We start from the raw sequence: 17,874 nt of genomic DNA, 5'->3' as shown, positions 1-17,874 counted from the left end.
ATTTTTGTTTGTTTTGATCAGTTTACTTTTTCTAGATCGCCCAGCATCCAGCCACTTTCCAACCATCCGTCTTGCGGCCCATATAGACGGAACAAAAGGAAGTACGGCTCTGTGGTTGGTATCCAGTTGCTTTCCTTGCCTTCCGGTGCCTCCGGTCCAAAAAAGATGTCGTAAGAACCGTCTTCATCGGCTTGCATAGAGTCTGTGTCGCGCTCGGACAGACCCACTGGATCAACGTTCCGGATGAAGCTCTTGGTCTCCATCGAATAAACAATCACGGACCAGAAATCGTCGGCAGGTGTGTCTGCTGGCACGTTAAGTCTGTAAGTCTGATTGTGGTCGTACATGTCGCCGTCGCTGTCGCGAAGGCCCGTCAGATAAAAGGTACCGCCACCGAGTTGTTTCGGCAGGTACGTGATCCAGAAGTAGCTGCCGCCCGCACGCGCATCCACAAGTACCTCTGTCTCAGTCTCATACGGGAAGCCTGCCTCGGGTTGACCTTCGGCAAAGTCCCATATCAGCCACTGGCTTTTCATCTCGCCGCTATCGTCGACCCAGAGCGGTATCATGGCTTTGCCGGGCGTAACAAAGTAGTTCTGCATAGAGGCATACGCCAACAACAAACCCTCATTCATTGCTTTCAACTGAATTTCCGATGGTTCGAAAGGTTTTCCCTTTTCGATCCCGAGATCCTTCAGGAAATTTACCATGACCTTGTCTTGTTGTCTGACGGGGTTGTTTTGAACGTAATCATTCAAGTCCTGAAAGAAGGTCTCGTTGTAGTATGGAAGCGAGTCGTACGGCACTTCTGACGCTTCGAGATAGTTGTTGGGTGGTGGATTGTCAGCCTCAGACAGGTAGTACACTTTGATCGTCTGAGCGTACTCGGCCGCATCGGTGTCCGTTCCGCCATTCGTCAGTTTTGGCCGGAACGAAAAACCATATTCGTAGGTATCTGTTTCAAAGGGAAGGTATCCCGCTTCAGTCAATTCCTCCAGCGACATTTCCCCTTCGTAGCCTGGGGGTAGCATGAGGTACTTGCCGCCGGCACCTTCATCGAAACCATCGGGACCTACGTCCACAATAGGAACATCCCAAGCATTCACGATTGTACCGAAGTAGTTCACCTTGTCGGTGGCAGCGGGCACTTCAATGACAAGGGGACCGGGTTCGGAGGTCATTGAAGCCCAAGCATAGGCCGTAACATCGTTGGCCGTAAGAAACCCATGTTTGGAGTCGAACGGCTTGTTGAGATAAATGATGTCATTGTAGTCGCCACCGAGGTCGCGGCGAATGCCCTTGAGGAAATCGATCATACCGGCGGCAGGCATTCCCCAGATGGCCGTCTGGGTGGCACGCTGCACCATAATCTTGTACTCGATGTCCTCGACCTCGGCTGATCGTGCAAGGATGTCGCCCGTGTCGTTGAAGGACTGGGAGAAAACTGGTGAAGCAGAAATACCTGCGCCGAGCACCATTCCCAAAAAATGCATCGAAAAACCGCCGTGTAATGGCCGAAGTATTTTCATATTGCAATGCTCCCTGCTGTTTAGGGAAAGCTTGCACATCCGTTCAGCCGATGCGTATCATTTCACGACACGCGGGCGAACAAGCGGGTTGACGGATTGAACCTACCACCGATGATTTCGGCTAAGGCCTTGGGCGCGATGCCCCAGTTTGTGCTTGAGGCCGCTGGGGAAAGACGCTTGTTGCGTGCTTTTGACTCTGCCGATCTTCCTGTTCACTTCATTGAGGAAAGAGGCGGTTACATCTCGGAGCATGCCTTGGCGACCTTTGTGCACGAAGCCGCACGATCCACGGGACAACAAAACATCGGATTGTTGTGGTCACCGTATCTCACTGTCGCTGACTACGGCGCCTGGGGGAGTTACGTTCTTTCTGCTCCAACGCTGGGGGCAGCGCTAATACGAGCTTCTGCCGTCATGCCATTTCATTCGTCTACGGATCGCGCGTGGCTTGAAACTTCGGGCACAAGCGCGCGCTACTGTTATCGTTTTGGACTTCGCTCGCATTTCGCGTATCCGGACATCGGCTTCTCGGCCGTTGGGGTTTTTTTGAGCATATTCCGCGCGTATTTAGGAAGCGACTGGAAGCCATCTGCCGTGCTCTTGGACTTCCCGAAGGTTCCTGGATTTGTCGAGGCAGAAGACACCTACGCTTGTCCTGTAATCTGGAACGCCTCCCGGCTTGGGGTTGATTTTGATGCATCGGCTTTGCGAGCCGAAACCACGCCCAAAAAACTTACCGGCGGCTCGACAACCGTCGGAGATATTTCTCGCGAACGATTGGGCGGCCCACCTCAAACACTTAGAGGACAAGTCGAGGAAGTGGTTTGGCAACAACTTCATCGGGAGGAAATGTCGATTGATGCCACCGCGCGTTCGCTCGATCTTGGCGTTCGCACACTACAACGGAAGTTAGCAACCGAAGGGGTTCATTTTCGCGAAATCGTCAACGATGTCAGGGTAGCAAGGGCCGAGGAACTCCTCACAGATACGCGCGAGACAGTCTCCAGTATCTCCTCCATGCTAGGATATGAAACCGCAAATAATTTCAGCCGCGCATTTAGGAAGGTGACGGGACTGACGCCCTCTGACTATCGCAAGATGAACTCCGACAATAGTTGACTTGTGGGTCGCGAGAGCAATCTTCCAATGTCTGCTTTGTCCTGCAAACTGTGAGCTCGGCCTTGTCAAAACGCTGCTCTTGCAGCGAATGACCGCAAAGCGGGCTGCGACCGCAGAAATTCGATGTGGTGTTCAAAGTTGGCTCTGGGCCGTCTGCTGGCCCTGTCGCTGATACTGTGATGCACCCTAGGTCAACTGTGAGCCTAGCCTGTGAATTCGAATTTCTCGCTTGGTGCAGCCGCAGTACCAGAAGTGTTGCAAACGTTAAGTATGGTCACTGCTGCTCGTGTAGAGGGAACGTCTATCAAGCCGGAGTTGAGCCGGACAAATGGGGTTGTCATCTATAACTTGACGATCCGTTCTCGCGATCCAAACATTTTCCGTGGAAGCTGTGGCGGCTTCACAATTGCGCATGATAAACTGCTTGCAACGCATAAGATCAGAGATGAACCATGCGGTTACCGGATGAAAGCGATACGGAATATGGAGCGGGCAATGTCCGGGCATTTCTGGAAAGCTTGACCGGTCCGTCTCGCGGAACCGTAACCTGGCTTGTCGGCACCGCTTTGTCCGCTTCACTAGGTCAAGACCGTATCCTGAAGATAAGGCGGAAAGAGGATGTACCCCCACATGACGAAGATGTGGCGACCTTTCAATGGTCGCAAGGCGGTTACACGCTAAACGCGCTGCCCGGCCGGGAAATCTGGGTCAATGGTCAAAAGACTGCTTCGGCAGTTCTTAGGCATGGCGACATGATCGAGTTTGGTGAAAAGGGTCCCATGTCGCGCTACAGGATGTGTGACCACTCATTCCCTGCACATCACACGGTCGAAGACATAATAGGTGACGCTTATGTGTATGCGCGCTCCAGCCGACGACCCTTCGCCAGCAAAATATCCAGTGCGCTGCGCGAAGGCGGACGTCGACTGACATCACAAACCACGGTTTTGTTCCGGTTTACCGTTATCGGTCTACTTCTACTGATTACAGCCTTTGGCTATTTGCTTTTTCAGAACGATCGGAAGCTGGCGGATAGCCTGAAACAGGAATCTCTCAAGATCGAGGCGGTTGCTGTCATGCTTACGCAGACGCGAGAAGATGCATTGACGGCGGATGATCTGGTCGCGCTCAGAGAAGCGTTTGACAATCAGGTGCTTTCCACCGAACAGCGCCTTGGGACATTGGAAGAGCGTGCTGGTGCATCCAGGCGGGTAATAACGGGCTCGACGCGATCCATTGCCTTTATCCAAGGGGCCTACGGATTGCGTCAAACCGAAAGCGGCAAATTACTGCGGCATGTGCTTGGCCCAGACGGGGAGAAACTAAAAACTCCATTCGGGAAACCGTGGATTGAGCCAGATGCGGCAGGCGCGCCGGCAGAGTTTCAGTTCACCGGGACCGGGTTTCTTTTGCAGGACACCTCTCTGTTGGTGACCAACCGTCATGTCGCCTTGCCCTGGACGACCGGGGATCGGGCACAGGCCCTGAAGGCAGCAGGGCTTGAAGCCGAGATACTTAGTCTGCTGGCTTATCTGCCAGAACAATCCGAGCCAATGGAAGCGGTATTGCTTAGGGCAAGCAAAACGGCCGATCTGGCGCTTCTGTCCGTTGATGCGAACCGTGTTCAAGGGCTTGGGCTTACACTGGCACCTGACCCGCCGCGTGCAGGTGAAGAAGTTTTCCTGCTTGGATTTCCAACTGGCCTAAAGGCCTTGATTGTGCAGGCCGGGCCGGATTTTCTGAAAACGCTGGAGAGCGATGGCGCCGTCGACTTCTGGACGATTGCAAAAAATCTTTCAGAGCAGAACAAGATCAGGCCTCTGGCCAGCCGGGGAATCGTCGCCCAGACCAGTCCCGGTGCAGTCGTTTATGATGCTGAAACCACAACCGGCGGAAGCGGCGGACCTGCCCTGAACCGAAATGGCGAGGTGGTGGCTATCAATGCCGCGATCTTACCTGAATTTGGCGGCTCCAACATCGGTGTTCCTGTATCGCACCTCAAAGTGCTTCTGGAGGAAATCCGGTAGCAGCCACTGGGGCGAAACTCCCGCTGACTGTTACCGTCAACAGAGATAGCTCAGAATTGTATCAGTTCTGCGCTTAGCTAGGGTCTAAACATTGTATTCCTTGTTATGGATCGGGAACGCAGGCCAACGCGTACCCGATCAGCTGAGGCAGGTCGTGTAGCATGAAAGATGCTTCGCGCTGCCGGGAGCCGTTCTTCGACACTCACTTCGAGATGGGGGACTCTGAGACCCTGGGGTCGCAACCGAACAGCGGCAGCAGTTTCATGCTACGAGCCAAATCTGCCACATACTGTTTTAGTTGAATAGCGAAATTGCTTCATGCATTATATTTGAAAATCGAATAGATACCCCATGGATATTGAACTCGCGCGAACATTTCTGGCGATTGTCGAAACGGGCAGTTTTCTGGAGGCTGCCAACAAGGTTTACGTCACGCAATCAACAGTGAGCATGCGTATTCGGTCACTCGAACAACAGCTTGGACGACCAGTGTTCGAGCGCGGAAAATCGGGTGCTACACTTACTCCGGCCGGGCACCGCTTTCATAAACACGCGCAGGCACTTGTCAGGTGCTGGACACAGGCCCGGATCGACGCCTCCCTGCCTGATGCGGTGGAAGCTGCTCTGGAAATCGGTGCTGTGCCCAGTTTGTGGGACGGGTTCCTGATCGACGCGATGCCAGAGTTTATGCAAGCGTTTCCGAATGTGGCGGTTCACGGGTCTACGGTTTCAACTGAAACACTGCTAAGCCAAACGACTGCGGGCGCGCTGGATTTGGCTGTGATGTATGATCCGCGAAACACTGTCGGGCTGACCGCAATGCAGTTGTTCGAAGATGATTTCGTACTCGTAAGCAGCGATTTTGATACCTCGCGAAGCCCATTTGAAGAAAACTATGTTCTAATCGACTGGGGGCCGGAGTTCCGTGCCGATCACCTGCTGAACTTTCCGGAAATTCCGACGCCAATGTTGCAGCTTGGAATTGGCACTCTTGGCCTGAACTACTTGAAAGCCCAGCCGGGAGCCGGATTTTTCCCCTGGCGGGTAGTAGCGCAGGAAGTCGAAACCGGTTGGTTGAAGGTGATTGAGGATGCTCCTCGGTTTGCTTATGCCGCCTATGCTGTTTTTGCAGACGATGATCCTGAAAGCCTCCCCTGCAAGGCCGCCCAGCTATTGAGTGCCTTTGCAAAAGAACAGTTTCCCGTCACGGCCTGAGATGGCGGACTACTCACGGCTTACCATGTAGAAGGCGAATGGTCAGTTTTCGGAAGCCTCCAGGGCTTCGGTTGCTGCGGGTTGCATTTTGCCAGACTCGAACATTAGACCTGCAGTAATCCCGACCATCAAAACGCCGCCCATGATGGCCCAGTACCTCCAACCAAAAGACCTGTGCAAACGCATTTTTCTCTCCACGGTCGTCCATCGAGACCAGAACAGTATAAGGAGGGATAGAAATCTGCCAAATCGTGGGGACTGACCCTCAAAGAGGCAATATACTGAAAACAAACATCTATTCAGATCATCGATAGCACAGTTGAGAAAAAATCATAAGGTTTGGCACTCCGAAAACGAAGATTGATCCCCTAAAATATCGAAGCAGAGGGAAAGGAGGTTTCGATGGATAGGCGTTGGATTAATCGCGTTACCGAACACATAAGGCGTTTCATTGCGTCACAACGGTTCGGGATCGTGAAGCATTCGGCAGCAAAACAGCAGGATTTGCAAAGCCCACAAGATTGGGACGATGCCGCCGAGATATGGGACCCGTCCGAATTCGACCCGGAAAAAGAAAACCGGGAACGACGTTTGCGCCCGAGCGATTACGAATGGGAAGCAACCGGCGAACTTCCTTGGCGCGGGCACAATCACCGATTCAAAGGAGGTTGAGGGAAATCCAAGGCCTGAACATTGGTTATTACAGTCTCAGGTGACGCAATACTCGCGTCCCCTGATCCCGCATCGCATACCGTTTGGGATCCGAGCGCACCGAAGATGAATTCCCACTCCGGATAGCATGACCGAATACATTTGAGATTATGGAAAAAAATTACGTCGCTTTCGGCCTCTTAGGTCGAAAACAGCGCAGCGCCTTCTGTGTGTTTTGGCAAAATCCAGTACCAATCAAAAACGGTGTACAGAATGCTGGAAGTTCATTCGATTCCCGGCGCTTTTACCGCGCGGGAATGTGAGCAAATTGTTGCTGAATCACAAAAAGCCCCGGCAAACGAGGCCCTGCTTGTTGGGCAGAACAAGGATCATAATCTGCGCAGAGCGGATGTGACTTGGCTGGACGACGTCGACGGCTCTGATTGGGTGATGTCACGCCTGATTGATGTGGTCCGTCGCTCCAACACCGACAAGTTTGGCTTCGATCTGAGCGAGTTCGCCGAAAGTCCGCAGATTGCCTGCTATAAAGCATCAGATGGTGGTCATTTTGCGTGGCATTCCGATATTGGCGACGGGCCCGTTGCCCGAAAAAGAAAGCTGTCGCTGGTTGTTCAACTCAGCAAACCCGGAATGTACGACGGCGGAGACTTGGAGATAATGCCGGGCGCTTATGCTGTAACGGCCAGCCGGCATCAGGGCAGCGCAACCATCTTTCCCAGCTTCTTGTTGCATCAGGTGACACCGGTCGAGAATGGTGATCGGTATTCGTTGACGGTCTGGGCGCATGGCCCGGCGTTTCGGTGATGATTTCCGAACTCGCTTGATTAAGAGTCCGAGACTACAAGGCTAACGATTCCTTTCATGTAGGAAACAGAGTCGAAAGAGTTAGGCTTGCCTTTAACATATTCGCTGAAATGGCATTTCCTGTAGTCCAACGTATCTGCTAAATCCTGGAATCCGCACGGTACTGACGCCTGAGTTGCTTTGGTCACTCAATGGCTGGCCTCTATTATGTATCCGTCGGTAAGCGACTGGCGACTGATTTCTCATGGACTAAGTTTGGCAGGCTCACCATATCAGAAGCAACTTTGCCAGCTGCCTTTGAAGTACTTTCGACAGATATGCGTGTCTGACCCAACCGGGGGTGCAGCTTACGAGCCAGAACCCACGTCCAAAGCAAACCCGCGCCACCCGCGGCGAACACGCCAGAGAGCGGTGCCACGAGAAGAACCAGCCAGGCGGCACCAGGTGTAATAATACCCGAAACATCGCGAAAGCTCGCGTAAATTGCTGACATCTCAGTTCGTTCGGAAGGTTTGACTGCGAGAAGGAAAGGCAAACCTGCGGAAACATCAAGTAAGATCAGGAAAATCGAGCCCATCATCAAGAACGCGATTGTGACTTCAGGGATTCCGAATGGAACTCCAGCAAAAAGAAATAGCAGCCCGGACATGAGGAATCCGGTTCTGACTGCTGCGCGCACCGAACTGCGCTGCATAAACCTAAGCATCAGCGGGGTGCAAAACAGGGCGGCATTGGAAATCGATAAAGCAATCCCTCCAAGCTGGCTGCCTAGCCCGTTCTGAACCGCATAGATGGGCAGATATACGACATAAATCCACCACCCGCAGGAACGAACGACTGCGAATACCCATCCGGCAACCAATCGCGGTTGCGCAAAAAACCTCCCGAAATAGGCGAACGGATTTGCGGGAGCGCATTGGCTTCTGGTGATGAGCCTGCCGTTTCCGAGGCGCATAACAAGAAAGATGAGAAGCATGACAATCGCTGCACCGGCTGCAATCAGGAACGGTGCAGGTTGCCACCACTCGTACAATATCGCGCCAAGTGCAGGGCCAGCCGTCCAACCCAGCGCACTGTAGAAAAGCCGAGATGTCTCAAAACGTCCCAGTTCAATCCTGGCAACATGGTCGAGTACATAGGCGTTGAAGCACACAAATGTCGTCACAACGGCGAAAGTCGTGAGTGCGAGCCCCGCAATAACGGCAGCAGGGGTCGCAACGGTCGTCACAACCGCACCCGCGACGTACGAAAGAGTGCCGAATACATAGACCCATCTCCTTGGGACAAACCGGATCAGGTAGGGAACCAGAAGACCGATCAAGAGTGAAACTGTGCCAATGGCGAAATAAATTTCGGATACAAATCGCGCATCCTTCAGCGCGTTGTATATCGCTACCGGAAAAACAGAGATCAAAATACCCCTGGCAATCGCCTCTGATCCCGCCAGAATGGCGAATCCCGGCACACTGGGTGCTGGCGCATGGCGAAGCCATTCTGGTATTCGGCGTTCATGCATGAGAAGTGCTCAATGGACTGGGAATCAGTCAAACCTGTTTCCTCATTTTTTCTCTCCTGGCAGCGACCCGATGTCGTTTTTGCTAATCGTGTAAGTTACAAAAATTCCATAACTGAATTTCGTTTTTTCTTTTTGGGAACCCGCTTCGCTGGCGTTCAATTTTAAGCGCTGAATCCAGCGAAAGCATAGCTTGAACTCGGGCTGGATTCGCCCAGTAGAATGGCCGCAAACGGGAAATCACTGCACGACCGAAAAATCTACCGCTGCGGATGCGAGCACTTTCAGCATGAGCAAAAGTCGTGGCTGCAAAAGTCGGTTTTTTCCGCGATCTGTGAATTCAGGCTCGCCCAGATTTTGCTGCCGCAGCGAATGTCGGCAAAGCGGGCTGCTGCTGCAACACCTGATGGCCTCGCTCAAAGTCGGCAATGGGCCGTTGAAAATGTCTCGAAAAACAGGGCAGGGGCTTATGCTGCGTCAGCTCCGAGTTTCGCAAATCCGGGATGAAATCACCATGGCGATGACGGACCTCGGCGGGGAAGTTGTCATCGAAATCGAGGACCGACCTCCTGGTAAGCGAGAGGGCCGCGTCCGCGATCCTTTCGGAAATGTTTGGATACTGAGCAAGACAATTGAAACTCTGACAAACGAGCAAATTCAAAACCGCTTGGTCGGACAGCTTGGTCTGATCGACATCACGGTGCTCACCTCTTGCAGGGAAACTGACCAAAGGTATGCTTTGTCCATGAACATCCACTGCTTCGATCACATCGTTCTCTGCGTTCATAATGTCGACGTAACGCTTGAGTTCTATCAACAAGTGTTAGGCATGACCCCGCGAGAGGAACGCCCCGGCAAATGGTCCCTACACTTCGGTTCAAACAAAATCAGTCTTCAACGTGTGGGCACAGCACCGGATCTGGCGAATAAAACCGTTCCGGGAAGCGGTAATTTCTGCCTACTGACCGACACACCAATTGAGGAAATCACCGCGACGCTTCGCGCGCATGACGTCACTATCGTGGAAGGTCCTTCTGAGAAACTGGGCGCCGTCGGCAGGCTTATGTCCGTGTACTTCCGCGATCCAGATGACAATTTGGTCGAGGTAAGCAACAGGCTGGCGTAATAAACGGAGTGCAACACGATGTCAGCCACGCAACCAGGGTCGGGAACGAGCACAAGCTTTTCGAATTTTGCATCGTAGAGAGTAATCATTGTAGCCTCGATGTCGAAACCAAGAGCACAAATCAGCTGGCTGATCACAGCTAAGGTAGGGGCCATGAGGCTCTAAGAACTGGAGAGCAGTCATGCCCAGAACGGGATTCATAGATCATATCGGCATCGCGGTGCCGGATCTTGCGGCGGCGAAGGCCTACTATGATGAGCTAATGCCGATCCTTGGCCTCAAGGAGTGGTTCAAAACCGAACCGGCATTCAACTACGGACCGGATGGGAAACTCGGGACGCAGCTGTTCTTCTACCAGGCGAGGGACGATGGGCACTATTTGCGCCACGCTACCGGGCTACAGCACCTGGCATTCTCGGTGGAAAAGCGTGAGATCGTGCATGAGGCGTACAATTGGGCACTCTCGCGGAAGTCACATATTCTGGACGAACCCCAGGAGTTTCCTCAATACGGGATCCACTATGCGGCCTATTGGCTCGACCCACACGGCATTAAGCTCGAGGTTGTCTGCCACAAAGATGGTGAAAGCAGTTGAGACATCAAACTATCACCAGTGCTCCAAATGCGGAGCTTTGACAAACTGTCGAAAAGCGCTGCGCTACGTCCTCCCAAACGTCTGGCGGTGTAGGTCCGGCGAGAGCCCAATGCGGGCTTTGCCAACCTTTCAAATCACCATCATCCCCGACCTTTTCAGTTCGAGTTTCAATCCCTAGCGGGCAAGGCAACCTCGCCTTCCCAGTCAGAAATACGGTGCGGTAGCGCCAGGAATTTTGACGCCACATGTGTTTTGGTCGTTCCACTTCCAGTCATCCCCGAGTATTTGCCGGTCGAGGAAACGATCCGCCAGTTGTTGACGCCGAAGGCAACAACCTCCCATCTCATGGTGAACGTGTCTTCTTCTTCACCATAAACGCAGACGCCACCGCCACTGACACCGCTGGGTCCGCCGAAACCCGAGCCAACGCACCGGACAAACCCAGGATCGATTGGTCCCTCGTCAACGGTATAAGTCCCATAGTTGTCCTCTTTCCAGAACACGTCCTCGCCCGCGGAAATTTGCTCTTGGTTGACGACATAGAAGTTCGTTACCGACACTTTCTCTGCAGCAGTCAGACAATGAGGTGCAATAAGAACTGCGGGGATTAGCATTGAACGCAACATGTTGTTTCCTTCGACAGTGGGGCAAAGCCAGCATGATAGAGCCTACGGAATTTATTGCTAGGAAGGGAACTCGTAGCCAGACCTGCGGAGTCAGCTTTGTCCGCTGACTGTGAGTCCGTGCGTCCTGAGAATTTGCGCCTGCAGCGAATGGCCGGTTCTACGGGCCGCACCGCAGCGGCGACATGTGTCGGTGAACGGCAGTTCAGGGCCGCGAGTTACAACACACTCTGGAGCTGGCGATGTACCAGAAATCGGACAATGCTGTCACTCTGTCGCAAGTTGAAATTTGAGGAAGGTCGCCCCGTCATAGTCGACTTCGCCAACCCGCCAAGCACCAAGTCTGTCGAGTGCCCGCAGGTTCGTGCGTGACGGTGGTAAAAGGAAGGTCACATACGGGATGCGTTCATCGGAAATTGCAAAGTCGATCGCCTTTCGCGAGATGCGCGGCCCGAGGCCAAACGTGTCGGGCCGCAAGACCAATCCGAAATCCCACTCGGCTCCTTCTTTTTGAAATCCACCCCAGCCGACATATCGGTCATCGGACAAGAATGCCCAATGTCCAAGTCCGTCACGGTGCCAACACTCTTCCTTTTTGGCGACAAACCGCGCCACTGTCTCGGCATTCCAAGTAAATCTCAGAAGCGGCATATGCTCGGCGACACGAGGGTCGGACATGTGCGCTAAGATTTCGGTTGGGTCGATTTCCGACAATCGGACGAATTTTATTTCAGATCTCATTGCGGCGTCTTTCGATGTGCTCGTCTCTCATTGTCCGCTGGACGCGATATTTCAACAGCCAACTCTTTGCCTGCTGTCACGCTGGGACATACGCATTCAGTTTGTTGCCATCCAGATCCCGGAAATACCCTCCGTAGAAACCATGATCTCCGCGTGTGCCGGGGGGTCCCTCATCTGTTCCGCCAAGTTCGAGGCACTTGGCGTGAAGCGTATCGGCGGCTTTTCTGTTGGTCATTTTCAAAGCGACCATCACCCCGTTTCCAACGCTTGCCGGTGCCCCATTGAATGGACAAGCAAGGCATAACGCAGGCTCGGCCCTTGAGCGGCCCCATGCGGCCATATCGCCGTGTTTCCAAAGACGGTTTGCGCCCACGCTCGAAAACAAGGCGTCGTAGAATTTCAGCGCGGCCTCGAAGTTGTTGGTTCCGAGGGTAACATATCCGATCATGCTTGATCTCCGTAGTTCTGTGGTCGTCATTTTCAACTTTAAGCCCGGCTACAAAGACCCCTGGGTTGCTGCGCCAGACCGCCTAGCAAGTAAGGTCGAGGCCGGACCATGGCTCGGAATTGCCCTCACTTCAAAATTTTCGAAACGCTCGATTGCCTGCATCAATCGGGAGCGGGACATAAATCGGCCGGTCCCGCGAAACAAAAGCGCCTGGCGCATGAGGCTGCCGGCAAGACCACGGGCAGGCTCATCCGCGCAAAACGCGAGACAAAGCGCGCCGCCGGCTCGAACAACCCTGCAAAGCTCACTCAAAGCCAGGTGGGGATCGGGGACGGTTTCCAAAGCCCAAGCACACGTCACAAGATCGAACGTGCCATCTTCAAACGGCAGGGACTCCAACCGTCCTTGTATCTTCGGCACAGGAATGTCGGCGCAGCGTGCAAGCATCGCTGCGGACGGGTCGAGAAGGGTCATCAAATTCGGCGGCATGCCCTCGGCGATCAGTCTACGTGCCAGGTTGCCGGTGCCGCAGCCAGCATCCAAAAGCCTCGAATTCGGCGTCGCAAGTGCACGCACCAGACCTTCCAGGGCGGCCTGCGCCTCGCCGCCTGCGTGACGCAGCCATCGATGATGAAGTTTGTCGTAGCGAGGTGCGAGCTTGTCATAAAGATCAAACGCATCGTCTAAAGGCGTTTCTTCCAACATCTATTTGGTCCTATTATTCATTCATCGTGTCCGCGGTGCGCGCACGTTTTTTACGGAGAACTTGCGTCGGATTGCGGCGCGGTGTGTTCGTTCTCGGGCCACGTCCATGCGGTCCAGAGAATTGCGATTAGAGCCACGATCTCGATGACGAGGTGGAAGGTGTCATCCATGTCGGTGGGGGCCGAGGAAAGGAGCGTACCGGTTGTGACGATCGCTGCAAGAAAGGTGACAGGGCGACCAATCCTGCGGGTTAGCAGGAGCGAAAAGAGCACCATCGCAATCGGCACTTGGACGAGGAAACCGCCCAAAAGCATCAGCCCTTCGGTGATCTCGATGCCGTTGTAATGGCCTGTCAGCAGCATCTCGATATGGGACGCGAGGACAAACTGGTGAATATCGCGAAAGATGATGTTGAGCAGTATGAACAGCCACAGGGCCGACAGAAGAATACGGGGATCGAGCCGTCTCATTTTGGTGTCTTCTTTCTGTGTTTCTGGAGTTTGCCGGTATCAGGTCGAGAGCACGACCGGGTTCAGATCACCGCGCCGGATGTACGCGTCGCAAAGGCGCGGCGGATAAGGAGTTCCGCAATCGCAAGGTTGATGGCCCACGCCCCAACCATCAGGAGGTCTCGCGAAAACCCCTGCAGTTCGGTGTCAAAGAGGGCCATTGCGACCAGAAAGAGCGCGGTTTGCGTTGAGGCCCCTTGGCCGATGGCATAGGCGCGCAGCATCGCGGCGCGGTGCGCGGCGACGTTTCGCGACCGGATCGCGACGATGGCCCATGCGATGAGGGTGACCATCGCGAGGCCGAGCGTGACCCTTGCCCCGTAAAGTACTGGTCCCTGCAGGGCATCGGGAAATGCGTAGAACACGGTCATCCAGAGCCCGGTTAGTGCGCTGATGCATCCCGCTGCCGCCACAATCCGCCCGAGGGTCCTGTGCAGGGCCGAGCGGTAGCGCCTCAGGCTCGGCAGGAATTGCACAGCCCCCACAAGGCAGAAAACTGAACTGCCGAGGATATGCAATGTGATCGGGAGGGGATCGAACACCGCACGCGGGTTCGGCGGGATGATCGCCCGAGCGCCGAGAAGTTCCGGAAGCCGGACCAGCCCTACGACTGCCGGAATGAAAGAGTAGAGGAACACGAGGGCAAGGAACGCCCATTCGCGACGGCTGATAAAGTGCATGCTTCGGTCTCTCAGAATAAGGCGTCGGTCTGCCTCAGGCGGGCTTGCGCGCGACGATAAAGGGGCTCAGTCGGTTCTTTCCGAAGTACCGCGTCTGCTCGATTTCGAACCCGGCGCGGATCAGGTGTCGGGTCAATTCAGCGCGACTCAAGATGATCACATTAGGCGCGATCCGCACGGCCATGAGCACGCGAACCATGGCTCGCATCCAGCGCGGCGCGTCCTTCAGACAAACCGTCTTTGATATGAAGTGACCGCCGGGTTTCATTTGGTGGAATGCTGCATCCAGTACGGTGGGTATGTCGTCCACCAGGTGAAGCAAGCTGAACGCGCAAATGGCGTCGAACGGTTGGCTAGGAATGTGTTGCGCCGCCTCCGCCTGAAGAAATTCTGGTGTTCCCGCGGCATCGCCACCTGATCGTGACCGGGCGATCCGGATCATCTCGGCAGAGAGGTCGGTTGCGGTCACATGAGCGACGACAGGCGCGATCTTCCTGGCTGTGCCGCCTGTGCCGCAGCCGATTTCAAGAACGCGATCGGTCGATCGAAGAAGCGCAGTGACGCATTCCAGCTTTTCTTCGTAGGCGGTGACATCGGCAATAGGTTTCTTGGCGTACTTGGGCGCATGCCGGTCCCAGAAGGCTTGGGCAGTCATGTCGGTTTCCTTTGCGCGTTGCACTTCAGGTTTGAAGCGGCGCGGATGCGCCAGTCGTAAGAAACTGCGGAATGCATTGTGTCGCTTTCGATTGCAGAGACCGGGCCGATCTCGTTTCGCATCCGGTATCATCCATGCGCTCATAAAAGGTCGATTGCTTAAATTCGTCCACCTGCTATACGCTCATGAATGAACTGGCAGGCCGTTTCCTTCGATTGGAACCAGGTACGCGCCTTCCTCGCGACAGCGGAGGAAGGCTCGTTCAGCGGTGCGGCGCGCGTGCTGAAGACAACGCAGCCGACGATAGGGCGGCAGATCGGTGCGTTGGAGGAGGCACTTGGCGTCACGTTGGTAGAACGCAGCGTCCGTGGTCTTACCTTGACGGAAGCAGGGCGCGACCTGATTGATCACATGCGCACGATGGGCGAGGCTGCGACGCTCATCTCGATGGTGGCCGACGGTAAATCTCAGGATGTCACCGGAGAGGTCACGGTCACGGGAACGGACCTCTTGTCAGCAGCGATTCTGCCGGGCGTGCTCAAGCCGTTGAGACAGATGGCGCCGGGCATCCGCGTCCGCATTCTCGCGTCGAGTGAGATGCAGAATTTGACGCAGCGCGAGGCAGACATCGCGATACGCCACGTCCGCCCAGATCAGCCGGACCTGATCGCACGGCACTTGGGCGACTTTCGCGCCACTCTCTATGCCGCGACCGACTATCTCGATCGTGCAAGCCGCCCACGGACACCGCGCGATGTGGCTGCACTCGATTTCGTCGGCAATGCCGACCCCGAGAGGCTAATGGCCCCACTGCACAACATGGGCGTGCCCGTTCGCGCAGAGAGCTTCGTGATGTCGAGCGAGAGCGGTGTCGTCGCATGGGAATTGGTGAAAGCGGGCTACGGCGTCTCTATGCAGCCCGAAACGTTGGGCGAGGCTGAATCTGGCGTAGAGAAGGTCTTGCCGGATTTCCCTTCGCTTGAGTTTCCAATTTGGCTGGTCACCCATCGGGAGTTACAGACCAGCCGTCGTATCCGGATCGTATTCGACCTGCTGGCCCGGGGTCTGTCAGACGTTGCGAAGCGCCGAAGTGGTGGCGATTAACAGGTGCAAAAGCGCCGAACCCGGAGCAAGTAAGGTCGCGTGGCAATAGTTGAAGCTGCGCTTGCACGAGTTCGTTTTGTCCGATGAGTGTACGTTAATGTTGGAAATGCTGCGCAATCGATCAACTTCCGCTTTGGGGAAGCTGCAATGCGGCAACTTATCTCGCGATGAACGGCTGGTTTGGGCCGCCCGCGAGAGCGGCCCGTTGATTTTAGATCTCTATCGCTTCGGCGATTGCTAGGGCATCCTCGAGTTCGACGCCGAGATACCGGACTGTACTGTCCATCTTAGTATGGCCAAGCAGAAGCTGAACAGCGCGTAGGTTTCCGGTCTTCTTGTAGATCTGAGTGACCTTGGTTCTCCTCATGGAATGGGTGCCGTAGGCGCTTGCTTCGAGGCCGATCGACGTGACCCAATCGCGGACAATCCGTGCATATTGGCGTGTCGAGATGTACAGGCGTTCATGAAATCGGCCGGGCCAAAGGTACTCCGAACCGACCATCAGCTCATCTTCCATCCACTTCTCAACAGAGGCACGTGTGCCCTCTGATATCTCAAAGCGCACGGGTTTCTGCGTCTTGCTTTGAAGGACCGAAGCCCGTTCCTTAATCTGACCCGATGACATGACATCGGCGACCTTCATCTTCACCAGATCGCAGCCGCGAAGCTTACTGTCGATTGCCATGTTGAAGAGCGCAAGATCGCGATGATTTTCGGCAAGCTCGAGGCGAACTCGGATTGCCCAGACATGTTTTGGTTTCAGCGGTCGCTTCTGGCCGACGATGCGTCCTTTGTTCCAGGCTGGGCGAAGAGCACGAATGGCAGGTAAGTTTGGTGTTTCCATGGTTGATCCTCCGATCCGCCATGCCCGCCCACAACGACAACCCGACGTTGACTGGAAAATTTTATCACAGCATGCCGCGCTGCCTCCAAGGTCCGCGATGAGCCCAAGGTACCTAATGCTGTTTTGTGCCCCGACAGCTGCTAAACCGAGCATACCTGCCGTTCCAAGCGACATGTGAGTTTGTCCTGTGAAGGATGGCGGCGATCCAGGCTGAAATTGGTCTCTAACGCCCCGCGCCACCTGTCGGAACATGAGCAAACTGCGTTTTCGTCCACAGAGCCAATAAATTTGCTTGCTGAAGCGAGTTGGACGGGCGGATATGGTCGGATCATTCAGTCAAGTCGAAAAAGGAAGTCACTTTGTCTTTAAGCGCAACACGCACGGGCGGTTCGCCAAAGGGATCCTGTCGGGCGGATGCGGTCGCTTCAGCGTTTGACAGTTTTTATTCCGACTACCAATACATTTTTGTCGAGTTTTTGATCGCTCATTTGGTTGACGCGGCGGGTGCTTTCGACGGGGATTATCAGGAGATGCTGGTGTTGGCGGTTATTGGGCAAGCCCGGCTGGGCGCCGTGCGTACTGCTTCCAGCCCGGGCTCGACTCTGCCGGACATCGAGGCTGCCAAAGAAAGCACCAACGCGTCCAGGATCGCAGACATCACCAATATCCCGCGCCAAACAGTCCGACGCAAGCTGGCGTCACTCGAGGCGCGCGGCTGGATCGAGCGGGATGACGCCGGGGCGTATCGGCTGGTGTCCAATGGGGGCCAATCCACTGCCCGCCGCGATCTTGCAGAGACGGATCGCCGGGCAATCGATCGCGTTGCACGGCTGGTCGCCGATCTCGAGACCATCGTCGAAAAGCATCAGCACCTGATCGCCAAGAGCAGATAGCAGTAGGTCGCACTATGGTGCTCAAAATGAGCACCCCTTCTATTGTCAACCATTCCCGCACGCCTAGTTCGC

General features: G+C 54.8%; 19 protein-coding genes. 9 read left to right on the top strand and 10 right to left on the bottom strand.

The annotated features are described in order from the left end of the window. Positions 1-17: 17 nt before the first annotated feature. Positions 18-1,529 (bottom strand): DUF1214 domain-containing protein, encoded by a 1,512-nt coding sequence (locus tag ACR0JG_RS14175; protein WP_214648678.1) that lies wholly within the window; start codon positions 1,527-1,529, stop codon positions 18-20. Between the two features lie 96 nt (positions 1,530-1,625). On the opposite strand from ACR0JG_RS14175, the gene ACR0JG_RS14170 reads away from it, so the two are divergent. From ACR0JG_RS14170 to ACR0JG_RS14150, 5 genes are all read left to right on the top strand, one after another. Continuing rightward, the gene (locus ACR0JG_RS14170; RefSeq protein ID WP_480570602.1) at positions 1,626-2,648 is read left to right on the top strand and encodes a helix-turn-helix domain-containing protein; all 1,023 of its coding nucleotides are present in this window, start codon (positions 1,626-1,628) and stop codon (positions 2,646-2,648) included. 452 nt (positions 2,649-3,100) lie between these two features. Further along, positions 3,101-4,675 (top strand): trypsin-like peptidase domain-containing protein, encoded by a 1,575-nt coding sequence (locus tag ACR0JG_RS14165; protein ID WP_480570599.1) that lies wholly within the window; start codon positions 3,101-3,103, stop codon positions 4,673-4,675. A 351-nt stretch (positions 4,676-5,026) separates the two neighbouring features. Further along, positions 5,027-5,890: a LysR family transcriptional regulator gene (locus tag ACR0JG_RS14160; protein WP_170403762.1), complete on the top strand. Its 864-nt coding sequence runs from the start codon at positions 5,027-5,029 to the stop codon at positions 5,888-5,890. Between the two features lie 402 nt (positions 5,891-6,292). Further along, complete coding sequence (locus ACR0JG_RS14155; RefSeq protein ID WP_480570596.1) at positions 6,293-6,562, top strand: hypothetical protein; 270 nt, start codon at positions 6,293-6,295, stop codon at positions 6,560-6,562. Between the two features lie 252 nt (positions 6,563-6,814). After that, entirely contained in the window at positions 6,815-7,366 is a 552-nt protein-coding gene (locus ACR0JG_RS14150) for a 2OG-Fe(II) oxygenase (protein WP_480570593.1), read from the top strand. A gap of 205 nt (positions 7,367-7,571) precedes the next feature. Here the strand turns inward: ACR0JG_RS14150 and ACR0JG_RS14145 are convergent, their stop codons facing one another. Further along, positions 7,572-8,882 (bottom strand): MFS transporter, encoded by a 1,311-nt coding sequence (locus ACR0JG_RS14145; protein ID WP_480570591.1) that lies wholly within the window; start codon positions 8,880-8,882, stop codon positions 7,572-7,574. A 190-nt stretch (positions 8,883-9,072) separates the two neighbouring features. Between ACR0JG_RS14145 and ACR0JG_RS14140 the strand changes: the two genes are divergently transcribed. Both ACR0JG_RS14140 and ACR0JG_RS14135 read left to right on the top strand, forming a co-directional pair. After that, on the top strand, positions 9,073-10,005 hold the full coding sequence (locus ACR0JG_RS14140) for a VOC family protein (protein WP_480570588.1): 933 nt from the start codon (positions 9,073-9,075) through the stop codon (positions 10,003-10,005). 181 nt (positions 10,006-10,186) lie between these two features. Beyond that, positions 10,187-10,600, top strand: a complete 414-nt coding sequence (locus ACR0JG_RS14135) for a VOC family protein (protein ID WP_170403748.1) — start codon at positions 10,187-10,189, stop codon at positions 10,598-10,600. Positions 10,601-10,767: 167 nt separating this feature from the next. Here the strand turns inward: ACR0JG_RS14135 and ACR0JG_RS14130 are convergent, their stop codons facing one another. The 7 genes from ACR0JG_RS14130 to ACR0JG_RS14100 all read right to left on the bottom strand — a co-directional run bounded on the left by ACR0JG_RS14130 (position 10,768) and on the right by ACR0JG_RS14100 (position 14,961). After that, positions 10,768-11,226 carry a hypothetical protein gene (locus ACR0JG_RS14130; protein ID WP_480570585.1) on the bottom strand — a complete coding sequence of 153 codons (459 nt, stop codon included), beginning with the start codon at positions 11,224-11,226 and terminating at the stop codon, positions 10,768-10,770. A 264-nt stretch (positions 11,227-11,490) separates the two neighbouring features. Beyond that, positions 11,491-11,964, bottom strand: a complete 474-nt coding sequence (locus tag ACR0JG_RS14125) for a GNAT family N-acetyltransferase (protein ID WP_010443838.1) — start codon at positions 11,962-11,964, stop codon at positions 11,491-11,493. 76 nt (positions 11,965-12,040) lie between these two features. After that, positions 12,041-12,412: a VOC family protein gene (locus ACR0JG_RS14120; RefSeq protein WP_010443837.1), complete on the bottom strand. Its 372-nt coding sequence runs from the start codon at positions 12,410-12,412 to the stop codon at positions 12,041-12,043. 48 nt (positions 12,413-12,460) lie between these two features. Then, positions 12,461-13,117 carry a methyltransferase domain-containing protein gene (locus ACR0JG_RS14115; protein ID WP_171329870.1) on the bottom strand — a complete coding sequence of 219 codons (657 nt, stop codon included), beginning with the start codon at positions 13,115-13,117 and terminating at the stop codon, positions 12,461-12,463. Between the two features lie 50 nt (positions 13,118-13,167). After that, complete coding sequence (locus ACR0JG_RS14110; RefSeq protein ID WP_010443833.1) at positions 13,168-13,587, bottom strand: DUF6326 family protein; 420 nt, start codon at positions 13,585-13,587, stop codon at positions 13,168-13,170. Positions 13,588-13,649: 62 nt separating this feature from the next. Continuing rightward, positions 13,650-14,306: a DUF2306 domain-containing protein gene (locus ACR0JG_RS14105; protein WP_010443832.1), complete on the bottom strand. Its 657-nt coding sequence runs from the start codon at positions 14,304-14,306 to the stop codon at positions 13,650-13,652. Positions 14,307-14,340: 34 nt separating this feature from the next. Further along, positions 14,341-14,961, bottom strand: a complete 621-nt coding sequence (locus ACR0JG_RS14100; RefSeq protein ID WP_171329872.1) for a class I SAM-dependent DNA methyltransferase — start codon at positions 14,959-14,961, stop codon at positions 14,341-14,343. 189 nt (positions 14,962-15,150) lie between these two features. Between ACR0JG_RS14100 and ACR0JG_RS14095 the strand changes: the two genes are divergently transcribed. Next, entirely contained in the window at positions 15,151-16,065 is a 915-nt protein-coding gene (locus ACR0JG_RS14095; RefSeq protein WP_480570578.1) for a LysR family transcriptional regulator, read from the top strand. 211 nt (positions 16,066-16,276) lie between these two features. Here the strand turns inward: ACR0JG_RS14095 and ACR0JG_RS14090 are convergent, their stop codons facing one another. Next, positions 16,277-16,909, bottom strand: a complete 633-nt coding sequence (locus ACR0JG_RS14090; RefSeq protein ID WP_171329876.1) for a tyrosine-type recombinase/integrase — start codon at positions 16,907-16,909, stop codon at positions 16,277-16,279. Positions 16,910-17,268: 359 nt separating this feature from the next. On the opposite strand from ACR0JG_RS14090, the gene ACR0JG_RS14085 reads away from it, so the two are divergent. Then, complete coding sequence (locus tag ACR0JG_RS14085) at positions 17,269-17,802, top strand: helix-turn-helix domain-containing protein (RefSeq protein ID WP_480570574.1); 534 nt, start codon at positions 17,269-17,271, stop codon at positions 17,800-17,802. The last annotated feature ends 72 nt before the right edge of the window (positions 17,803-17,874 follow it).

The organism is Ruegeria sp. AD5 (assembly GCF_056542345.1).
This window is presented reverse-complemented; position numbering and strand designations above follow the sequence as displayed.

Bases quoted from the DNA above. Each gene is read 5' to 3' on its own strand.
- ACR0JG_RS14110 (WP_010443833.1), bottom strand. From the start codon at position 13,587: ATGAGACGGCTCGATCCCCGTATTCTTCTGTCGGCCCTGTGGCTGTTC.
- ACR0JG_RS14155 (WP_480570596.1), top strand. From the start codon at position 6,293: ATGGATAGGCGTTGGATTAATCGCGTTACCGAACACATAAGGCGTTTC.
- ACR0JG_RS14090 (WP_171329876.1), bottom strand. From the start codon at position 16,909: ATGGAAACACCAAACTTACCTGCCATTCGTGCTCTTCGCCCAGCCTGG.
- ACR0JG_RS14175 (WP_214648678.1), bottom strand. From the start codon at position 1,529: ATGAAAATACTTCGGCCATTACACGGCGGTTTTTCGATGCATTTTTTG.
- ACR0JG_RS14165 (WP_480570599.1), top strand. From the start codon at position 3,101: ATGCGGTTACCGGATGAAAGCGATACGGAATATGGAGCGGGCAATGTC.
- ACR0JG_RS14145 (WP_480570591.1), bottom strand. From the start codon at position 8,882: ATGCATGAACGCCGAATACCAGAATGGCTTCGCCATGCGCCAGCACCC.
- ACR0JG_RS14095 (WP_480570578.1), top strand. From the start codon at position 15,151: ATGAACTGGCAGGCCGTTTCCTTCGATTGGAACCAGGTACGCGCCTTC.
- ACR0JG_RS14135 (WP_170403748.1), top strand. From the start codon at position 10,187: ATGCCCAGAACGGGATTCATAGATCATATCGGCATCGCGGTGCCGGAT.
- ACR0JG_RS14150 (WP_480570593.1), top strand. From the start codon at position 6,815: ATGCTGGAAGTTCATTCGATTCCCGGCGCTTTTACCGCGCGGGAATGT.
- ACR0JG_RS14105 (WP_010443832.1), bottom strand. From the start codon at position 14,306: ATGCACTTTATCAGCCGTCGCGAATGGGCGTTCCTTGCCCTCGTGTTC.
- ACR0JG_RS14115 (WP_171329870.1), bottom strand. From the start codon at position 13,117: ATGTTGGAAGAAACGCCTTTAGACGATGCGTTTGATCTTTATGACAAG.
- ACR0JG_RS14130 (WP_480570585.1), bottom strand. From the start codon at position 11,226: ATGTTGCGTTCAATGCTAATCCCCGCAGTTCTTATTGCACCTCATTGT.
- ACR0JG_RS14160 (WP_170403762.1), top strand. From the start codon at position 5,027: ATGGATATTGAACTCGCGCGAACATTTCTGGCGATTGTCGAAACGGGC.
- ACR0JG_RS14125 (WP_010443838.1), bottom strand. From the start codon at position 11,964: ATGAGATCTGAAATAAAATTCGTCCGATTGTCGGAAATCGACCCAACC.
- ACR0JG_RS14100 (WP_171329872.1), bottom strand. From the start codon at position 14,961: ATGACTGCCCAAGCCTTCTGGGACCGGCATGCGCCCAAGTACGCCAAG.
- ACR0JG_RS14120 (WP_010443837.1), bottom strand. From the start codon at position 12,412: ATGATCGGATATGTTACCCTCGGAACCAACAACTTCGAGGCCGCGCTG.